Annotated in this window: 18 protein-coding genes; all 18 read right to left on the bottom strand. The window is 62.4% G+C overall.

Features of this window, described 5'->3' with window-relative positions:
- Positions 1-534 (bottom strand): 50S ribosomal protein L6, encoded by a 534-nt coding sequence (gene rplF / locus DT068_RS24140; protein ID WP_119392455.1) that lies wholly within the window; start codon positions 532-534, stop codon positions 1-3.
- 10 nt (positions 535-544) lie between these two features.
- Positions 545-943 (bottom strand): 30S ribosomal protein S8, encoded by a 399-nt coding sequence (gene rpsH, locus DT068_RS24145; protein WP_119392456.1) that lies wholly within the window; start codon positions 941-943, stop codon positions 545-547.
- Positions 944-973: 30 nt separating this feature from the next.
- Positions 974-1,279, bottom strand: coding sequence for a 30S ribosomal protein S14 (gene rpsN / locus DT068_RS24150; protein WP_119392457.1), 306 nt, complete (start codon positions 1,277-1,279; stop codon positions 974-976).
- Positions 1,280-1,305: 26 nt separating this feature from the next.
- Positions 1,306-1,881 (bottom strand): 50S ribosomal protein L5, encoded by a 576-nt coding sequence (rplE, locus tag DT068_RS24155; RefSeq protein WP_119392458.1) that lies wholly within the window; start codon positions 1,879-1,881, stop codon positions 1,306-1,308.
- Entirely contained in the window at positions 1,874-2,191 is a 318-nt protein-coding gene (gene rplX / locus DT068_RS24160; RefSeq protein ID WP_119392478.1) for a 50S ribosomal protein L24, read from the bottom strand. The genes rplE and rplX overlap by 8 nt, the downstream gene beginning before the upstream one ends.
- A gap of 5 nt (positions 2,192-2,196) precedes the next feature.
- Positions 2,197-2,565, bottom strand: a complete 369-nt coding sequence (gene rplN, locus DT068_RS24165) for a 50S ribosomal protein L14 (protein WP_119392459.1) — start codon at positions 2,563-2,565, stop codon at positions 2,197-2,199.
- Positions 2,566-2,620: 55 nt separating this feature from the next.
- A complete protein-coding gene (gene rpsQ / locus DT068_RS24170; protein WP_119392460.1) occupies positions 2,621-2,869 on the bottom strand; it encodes a 30S ribosomal protein S17 in 249 nt (82 codons plus the stop codon).
- 12 nt (positions 2,870-2,881) lie between these two features.
- Positions 2,882-3,082, bottom strand: coding sequence for a 50S ribosomal protein L29 (rpmC, locus tag DT068_RS24175; protein WP_119392461.1), 201 nt, complete (start codon positions 3,080-3,082; stop codon positions 2,882-2,884).
- Between the two features lie 14 nt (positions 3,083-3,096).
- A complete protein-coding gene (gene rplP, locus DT068_RS24180) occupies positions 3,097-3,510 on the bottom strand; it encodes a 50S ribosomal protein L16 (RefSeq protein ID WP_119392462.1) in 414 nt (137 codons plus the stop codon).
- A 17-nt stretch (positions 3,511-3,527) separates the two neighbouring features.
- Positions 3,528-4,241: a 30S ribosomal protein S3 gene (gene rpsC, locus DT068_RS24185; RefSeq protein ID WP_119392463.1), complete on the bottom strand. Its 714-nt coding sequence runs from the start codon at positions 4,239-4,241 to the stop codon at positions 3,528-3,530.
- Entirely contained in the window at positions 4,241-4,621 is a 381-nt protein-coding gene (rplV, locus tag DT068_RS24190) for a 50S ribosomal protein L22 (protein WP_119392464.1), read from the bottom strand. The genes rpsC and rplV overlap by 1 nt, the downstream gene beginning before the upstream one ends.
- Positions 4,618-4,914, bottom strand: a complete 297-nt coding sequence (gene rpsS, locus DT068_RS24195) for a 30S ribosomal protein S19 (protein WP_119392465.1) — start codon at positions 4,912-4,914, stop codon at positions 4,618-4,620. Before rpsS ends, rplV begins: the two co-directional genes overlap by 4 nt.
- Before the next feature lie 11 nt (positions 4,915-4,925).
- Positions 4,926-5,750 carry a 50S ribosomal protein L2 gene (rplB, locus tag DT068_RS24200; protein ID WP_119392466.1) on the bottom strand — a complete coding sequence of 275 codons (825 nt, stop codon included), beginning with the start codon at positions 5,748-5,750 and terminating at the stop codon, positions 4,926-4,928.
- A gap of 20 nt (positions 5,751-5,770) precedes the next feature.
- The gene (locus tag DT068_RS24205; RefSeq protein ID WP_119268730.1) at positions 5,771-6,064 is read right to left on the bottom strand and encodes a 50S ribosomal protein L23; all 294 of its coding nucleotides are present in this window, start codon (positions 6,062-6,064) and stop codon (positions 5,771-5,773) included.
- Positions 6,061-6,681 carry a 50S ribosomal protein L4 gene (rplD, locus tag DT068_RS24210; RefSeq protein WP_119392479.1) on the bottom strand — a complete coding sequence of 207 codons (621 nt, stop codon included), beginning with the start codon at positions 6,679-6,681 and terminating at the stop codon, positions 6,061-6,063. Before rplD ends, DT068_RS24205 begins: the two co-directional genes overlap by 4 nt.
- 12 nt (positions 6,682-6,693) lie before the next feature.
- Positions 6,694-7,410, bottom strand: a complete 717-nt coding sequence (gene rplC / locus DT068_RS24215) for a 50S ribosomal protein L3 (RefSeq protein WP_119392467.1) — start codon at positions 7,408-7,410, stop codon at positions 6,694-6,696.
- A 23-nt stretch (positions 7,411-7,433) separates the two neighbouring features.
- Positions 7,434-7,742 carry a 30S ribosomal protein S10 gene (gene rpsJ, locus DT068_RS24220; RefSeq protein WP_119392468.1) on the bottom strand — a complete coding sequence of 103 codons (309 nt, stop codon included), beginning with the start codon at positions 7,740-7,742 and terminating at the stop codon, positions 7,434-7,436.
- A gap of 6 nt (positions 7,743-7,748) precedes the next feature.
- Positions 7,749-7,993: EF-Tu C-terminal domain-related protein (locus tag DT068_RS24225; RefSeq protein WP_498063226.1), on the bottom strand; the 245-nt coding region annotated here is incomplete at its 5' end.

Here is a 7,993-nt window from a genome sequence, read left to right on the forward strand (position 1 = left end):
TTACTTCTTCTTGCCTTCCTTGCGGAAGATGCGTTCGTCGGAATACTTGATGCCCTTGCCCTTGTAGGGCTCGGGACCGCGGAAGTCGCGGATTTCGGCGGCCACCTGGCCGACACGCTGCTTGTCGATGCCCGAGATCACGATCTCGGTCGGCTTCGGCGTCTTGATCTCGATGCCTTCCGGGATCGGATAGTTCACGTCATGGCTGTAGCCCAGATTGAGCTGCAGCACCTTGCCCTGGACGTTGGCGCGATAGCCGACGCCGTTGATCTCGAGCGAGCGCGAATAGCCCTGCGTCACGCCCTTCATCATGTTCGAGATCATGGTGCGCGACATGCCCCAGCACGAACGCGCCACCTTGGTCTCGTCACGCGGATTGACCGCGATCTTGCCGTCCTCGAGCTTGGCCAGCACATGCTCGACCAGCGCGAACTTGAGTTCGCCCTTCGGTCCTTTGACCGAAATGTTCTGTCCCGACAGGTTCACGGTGACGCCGGTCGGAACCGAAACAGCTTTTTTTCCAATGCGCGACATCGTACGGTCCTCAGAATACGGTGCAGATCACTTCGCCGCCCACATTCTGGGCGCGGGCATCTGCATCCGACATGACGCCCTTCGGCGTCGAAAGAATGGAAATCCCGAGGCCGTTATAGACGGTCGGGATGCTGTCGACCGAGGCATAGACCCGGCGCGACGGCTTCGACACCCGATGGATCTCGTGGATCACCGGCGCGCCGTCGAAATACTTCAGCTCGATTTCGATCTCAGGCTGCCCGCCCTCGTGCTGGACGGTGGCGAAGCCGCGGATGAAACCTTCCTGCTGCAGCACGCCGAGCACGCGCTCGCGCAGCCTGGATGCCGGCGTCAACACCTTCGACTTGCCGCGCTCCTGCGCATTGCGGATGCGAGCCAGCATATCGCCGATCGGATCGGTAAAGCTCATTTGCCTGTTCTCCTTCTGCGTCCGCCGCGATTACCAGCTCGACTTGACCAGGCCCGGGATCAGGCCCTTGTTGCCGAACTCGCGCAAAGCCATGCGCGACATCTTCACTTTGCGGTAATAGGCGCGCGGGCGCCCAGTCAGTTCGCAACGGTTGCGAATACGGTTCGGCGCCGAATTGCGCGGCAGCACGGCCAGCTTGAGCTGCGCCGCGAAACGCTCTTCCATCGAAAGCGCCTGGTTCTTGGTGATCGCCTTGAGACGCGCGCGCCGGGCGGCGAATTTCTTCGCCAGCTTGCGCCGCTTTTCGTTCTTCTCGACCGAGCTCTTCTTCGCCATTGGGCTACCTCAGTTCATCGTGACCATTACGCCGCCTGCCTGCGGGCAGACTTGCGGAACGGGAAATTGAATGCTTCAAGCAGTGCACGCGCCTCGTCGTCGGTCCGGGCCGTGGTGCACACGATCACATCGAGACCCCAGACGCGATCGATCTTGTCATAGTCGATCTCCGGGAAAATGATGTGCTCCTTGATGCCCATGGCGTAGTTGCCATTGCCGTCGAAGCTCGACGCCGACAGGCCGCGGAAGTCACGCACGCGCGGCAGCGCGATGGTGATGAGCCGGTCGAGGAACTCGTACATACGGGTCTTGCGCAAGGTAACCTTGGCGCCGATGGCGAGGTTCTCGCGGATCTTGAAGGTCGCGATCGCCTTACGGGCCTTGGTGACCACCACCTTCTGGCCAGCGATCTTCTCGAGCTCGGCTGCCGCAACCGGCACCAGCTTGGAATCGGCCGTCGCTTCGCCAATGCCCATATTGAGCACGATCTTGTCGAGCTTCGGCACTTCCATCGGATTCTTGTAGCCGAACTGCTCGGTCAGCTTCTTGACGATGACCTCGTCATACTGCTGGCGCAGCCGCGGCGTGTATTTGTCAGCCATCGATCACTTCTCCGGAATTCCTGGCGAACCGCACCTTCTTGCCGTCCTTCAGAACCTTGTAGCCAACCCGCGTGGGCTTGCCGTCCTTGGGATCGCGCAGCGCGATATTCGAAATGTGGATCGGCATCTCCTTGGAGACGATGCCGCCTTCCTGGCCGGCGGTCTGCTTCTGGTGCTTGCGCACCACATTGACGCCCTGGACCAGCGCGCGGTTATCCTCGGGGAAAACGCGCAGCACTTCGCCGACCTTGCCCTTGTCGCGGCCGGTACGGACGACGACCTTGTCGCCCTTGCGAATCTTGAGTTTCAACGCCATCAAAGCACCTCCGGTGCCAGCGAAATGATCTTCATCTGGTTCTTGGCGCGCAATTCGCGCGGCACCGGTCCGAAGATACGGGTGCCGACCGGCTCACCCTGGGCATTGATCAGCACCGCCGCATTGCGGTCGAAACGGATGACCGACCCATCGGCGCGGCGGATGTCCTTCGCGGTGCGGACGACGATCGCCTTCATCACATTGCCCTTCTTCACGCGGCCGCGCGGAATGGCGTCCTTGACCGACACGACGATCACATCGCCCACATGGGCATATTTCCGCTTCGACCCGCCCAGTACCTTGATGCACTGGACACGCTTGGCGCCGGAATTGTCGGCGACATCGAGATTCGTTTCTTGCTGGATCATGGCTTCACCTGTCTATCCGGCGCGCGGGCGCCTATTCCTCTTATCGATCCAATCTTCAACCCTTGGCCACGCCGGCCTTGTCAAGCAGAAGCCAGCGCTTCTGCTTGGACAGCGGCTTGGTCTCTTCGATCCGCACGATATCGCCGACCTTGGCGGTGTTCTTCTCGTCATGCGCATGGTACTTCTTCGTCAGGCGCACGGTCTTCTTCAGAACCGGATGGGTCAGACGCCGTTCGACCTTGACCACGATGGTCTTGTCGTTCTTGTCGCTCACCACAACGCCTTCAAGGACGCGTTTCGGCATCACATCTCTCCGTTACTTCGACGCGCTTTGGGCGCGCTGCTGCTGCGACGTCTTGATGCGCGCGATATCGCGGCGGATCTGACGTATGCGAGCGGTGTTTTCGATCTGTCCCGTCGCCTTCTGGAAGCGCAGGTTGAACTGCTCCTTCTTCAGCTTGATCAGCTCGTCGTTGAGCTGGTCCGGGGTCAACAGTTTCACATCAGTGGCTTTCATGGCGCCCTACTCCGTCACTCGCCAAGCCGCGCCACGAAGCGCGTCTTGATCGGAAGCTTCGCCGCCGCCAGGGCCAGCGCTTCCTCGGCCGTCTGACGGCTGACGCCGTCGACCTCGAACAGGACCCGGCCAGGCTTCACCCGGCAAGCCCAGTATTCCGTCGAGCCTTTGCCCGAGCCCATGCGCACTTCGGCCGGCTTCTTCGACACCGGCACGTCCGGGAATACGCGGATCCACACGCGCCCGGCGCGCTTCATGCCGCGCGTCAGCGCCCGGCGGGCGGCTTCGATCTGGCGCGCGGTGAGGCGGTCCGGCTCCTGGGCCTTGAGGCCGAAGGCGCCGAAATCCAGATTGGCGCAGCTCGTCGCCTTGCCATGGATGCGGCCCTTATGGGCCTTGCGGAATTTTGTACGTTTCGGTTGCAGCATGGTCCGTTACCTTACCTTCAGGCCGCCGTCGCTTCGCGCTCGCGGCGCGGGCGCTGACCCTCTTGGCTCTCCGCATTGCGCTTGTCCTGCGCCATCGGATCATGCTCGAGGATCTCACCCTTGAATATCCACACCTTGACGCCGTTGGTGCCATAGGCGGTGATGGCGGTCGCGGTGCCGTAGTCGACATCGGCACGCAGCGTGTGCAGCGGCACACGGCCTTCGCGGTACCACTCGGTGCGCGCGATCTCCGCACCGCCGAGACGGCCGGCGCAGGTGATCTTGATGCCTTCCGCCCCCATGCGCTGGGCCGACTGGACGGCCCGCTTCATGGCGCGGCGGAACGCCACCCGGCGCTCGAGCTGCTGGGCGATGTTCTCGGCCACCAGCGTCGCATCGGTTTCGGGCTTGCGCACCTCGACGATGTTGAGATGCACTTCCGAGCCGGTCATCTCGGCGACTTTCTTGCGCAGCTTCTCGATGTCGGCACCCTTCTTGCCGATCACCACGCCCGGACGCGCCGAGAAGATGGTGACCCGGCACTTCTTGTGCGGACGCTCGATCAGCACCTTGGACACGCCCGCCTGCTTGAGCTGCTCGCGCAGGTAATTGCGGATCTTCATGTCCTCATGCAGCAGCTTGCCGTATTCGCGGCGGTTGGCGAACCAGCGCGAGTCCCAGGTGCGGTTGATACCGAGCCGGAAGCCGACCGGATTGACTTTCTGGCCCATCAGGCGGCCTCCTTCACTTCGCGCACGACTATCGTCAGCTGGCTGAAGAATTTGTGGATGTGGCCGACGCGGCCACGGGCGCGCGGCGTCCACCGCTTCATCACGAGGTTCTTGCCGACATGCGCCTCGGCGACAACCAGCTGGTTGATGTCGAGGTCATGGTTGTTCTCGGCATTGGCGATCGCCGATTCGAGTGTCTTCTTGATCGTTCCGGCGATGCGGCGGCGCGAGAAGGTGAGCTCGGCCAGCGCCTTGTCGACCTTCATGCCGCGGATCGAGGCCGCGACGTCATTGAGCTTGCGTGGCGACACGCGGATCGAGCAGGTCACGGCCCGCGCCTCGTTCTCGGCTAGCGATCGCTTTCTGGCTTTCTTGCTCATTTCTTCGCATCCTTACCTGGCGCCGCCTTCTTGTCGGCGACGCTGTGGCCGTGGAAGATCCGCGTCGGCGCGAACTCGCCGAGCTTGTGCCCGACCATGTCTTCCGACACGAGCACCGGCACGAACTTGTTGCCGTTATGGACCTGGAAAGTCAGGCCCACGAATTGCGGCAGGATGGTCGACCGGCGGCTCCAGGTCTTGACCGGAGTGTTGCGGCCGCTCGAACGCGCCGCATCCGCCTTCTTCAAGAGATACCCGTCGACGAACGGGCCTTTCCATAGCGAGCGTGACACCGGACTACCTCTTAAGCTTTCTTGGCATGACGGCTGCGCAGGATGAGCTTCTGCGTCGCCTTGTTGTTACGGGTCTTCTTGCCCTTGGTCGGCTTGCCCCAGGGGGTTGCCCAGTGCTTGCCGCCATTGGTGCGACCGCCATTCGGATGGTCGACCGGGTTGCGGGCGATGCCGCGCGAAACCGGACGCTCGCCCTTCCAGCGGGCGCGGCCGGCCTTGCCGACGATCTCGTTGACGTGGTCGGGATTGGAGACGGCGCCGACGGTAGCCATGCATTCTGCACGCACCATGCGGGTCTCGCCCGACTTCAGCTTGAGCAGCGCATAGCCCTGGTCGCGGCCGGCGAGCATCGCATAGGTGCCGGCGGCGCGCGCGAGCTGGCCGCCCTTGCCGGGCTTGGTCTCGATATTGTGGATGATCGTGCCCACCGGCATGGCGGCGAGCGGCATGGCATTGCCGGGCTTCACGTCGACGGAACCGCCCGACATTACCGTATCGCCGACTGCCAGGCGCTGCGGCGCCAGGATATAGGCCTGCTCGCCATCCGTATACTTGATGAGCGCGATATAGGCGGTGCGGTTCGGATCATATTCGAGTCGCTCGACGGTCGCGGCGACATCAGCCTTGCCGCGCTGGAAGTCGACAAGGCGATAGGCCTGCTTGTGGCCGCCGCCCTTGCGGCGCGACGTGATGCGGCCGGAATTGCTGCGGCCGCCGTTCTTGGTCAGGCCTTCGGTCAGGGTCTTGACCGGCTTGCCCTTCCACAGATGGCTGCGGTCGACCATCACCATATGGCGGCGGCCGGCGCTAGTCGGGTTGAATGTTTTGAGTGCCATGTTTCAGCAATCCTTGAACCTTAGAGACCCGTCGTCACATCGAGCTTCTGGCCTTCGGCCAGCGTCACGAAGGCTTTCTTGACATCGCTGAGACGCGCGGCCTTGCCCTTGAAATTCTTGAGCTTGCCCTTGCGCACCAGCGTATTCACCGCCTTGACCTTGACGCCGAACAGGCCCTCGACGGCGGCCTTGATCTGCGGCTTTGTCGCGGTCGAGGCGACATTGAAGACGACCTGGTTCTTCTCGGAGACCAGCGTGCCCTTTTCGGTGATCGCAGGGCCCCGAATGACGTCGAAGAAATGTTCCTTGCTCATTTGAACCGCGCCTCCAGCGCTTCGACGGCCGCTTTCGTCAGCACGAGCTTCTTGTGACGGAGCACGTCATAGACATTGAGGCCCTGCACCGGCAGCACATCGATATTGGGGATGTTGCGCGCCGCGGCGGCGAAGCCCTTGTTCACTTCGGCGCCGTCGATGATCAGCGCATTTTCAAGGCCGAGCTTCACGAAGGCCGACTTGAGCACCTTGGTCTTGGCTTCGCTCAGTTCCGCCTTGTCGAGGATGACGAGCTCGGAAGCCTTGACCTTCGACGAAAGGGCATGACGAAGGCCAAGCGCCCTCACCTTCTTCGGCAGGTCCGTCTCATGGCTGCGCGAGCGCGGGCCGAAGGCCTTGCCGCCGCCGACGAAGATGCCGGAACGGCGCGAACCGTGACGGGCGCCGCCGGAGCCCTTCTGGTTGCCGAACTTCTTGCCGGTGAGATTGATCTCGCCACGGGTCTTGGCCTGATGCGTACCGGACTGGCGCTTGTTGAGCTGCCACTGGACGACGCGATGGAGGATGTCGGCGCGGGGCTCGAGACCGAAAATGTGGTCTGCGAGATCGACCGATCCGGCCTTCTTGGCCTCGATGGTTTGGATGTCGGCTTTCATGACGGGCATCCCTTATTCCTTGGCCGCGGCGGGAGCCGCGGAAACCTGCTGAACCGGAGCCTTGAACGCACCGGGCTTGGGCGCCTGCTGCGGCAGCTTGCGCTTGACCGCATCGCGCACCGAGACCCAGCCGCCCTTGACGCCCGGAACGGAGCCGCGAACCATGATCAGGCCGCGGTCCTTGTCGGTCTTGACGACCTGGATATTCTGCGTGGTGACGCGTTCGGCACCGAGATGGCCAGGCATCTTCTTGTTCTTGAAGACCTTGCCCGGATCCTGGCGGTTGCCGGTCGAGCCGATCGAGCGGTGGCTGATCGACACGCCGTGCGTCGCGCGCAAGCCGCCGAAGTTCCAGCGCTTCATGCCGCCGGCGAAGCCTTTGCCCATCGACGTACCCGTCACATCGACGAACTGGCCGGGGACGAAATGGTCAACGGTGATCTCGGCTCCAACCGCGATGACATTATCGGGGCTGACACGGAATTCCTGCACTTTGCGCTTCGGCTCGACCTTCTGCGCGGCGAAATGGCCGCGCTCGGCCGCCGTGAGGCGCTTGATCTTGGGCGTGCCGACGCCGAGCTGCAGGGCCGTATAGCCGTGCTTCTCCGGGGTCTTGTGGGCAACCACTTGGCAATTATCCACCTTCAGCACGGTAACCGGCACTTGCGTGCCTTCATCCGTGTAAATGCGGGTCATACCCAATTTCTGTGCGATGAGGCCAGAACGCATCGCTTCACTCCTAAAAAGCTCGATCAGAGCTTGATCTCGACATCAACGCCCGCTGCCAGGTCGAGCTTCATCAGCGCATCGACCGTCTGCGGATTCCAATCCACGATATCCAGAAGACGCCGGTGCGTCCGCATTTCGAACTGCTCACGGCTTTTCTTGTCGACATGCGGCGAGCGGTTCACCGTGAAGCGCTCGATACGGGTCGGCAGCGGAACCGGCCCGCGCACCTGCGCGCCGGTTCGTTTCGCCGTGTTGACGATCTCACGCGTCGACGTATCGAGGATACGATGGTCGAACGCCTTGAGACGGATGCGGATGTTGTTCGCTTGCATCTTCTCTTACTCTACGATTTTGGCGACGACGCCGGCGCCGACGGTACGGCCGCCTTCACGGATGGCGAAGCGCAGCTTCTCTTCCATCGCGATCGGCGTGATCAGTTCGACATCGACCGTCACATTGTCGCCGGGCATGACCATCTCCGTACCTTCCGGCAGCGTCACAACACCGGTGACATCCGTCGTGCGGAAATAGAACTGCGGACGATAGTTGGTGAAGAACGGCGTGTGACGGCCACCCTCCTCCT

Origin of the sequence: Taklimakanibacter lacteus (genome assembly GCA_003576695.1) — a bacterium.
GTDB lineage: Bacteria > Pseudomonadota > Alphaproteobacteria > Rhizobiales > Aestuariivirgaceae > Taklimakanibacter > Taklimakanibacter lacteus.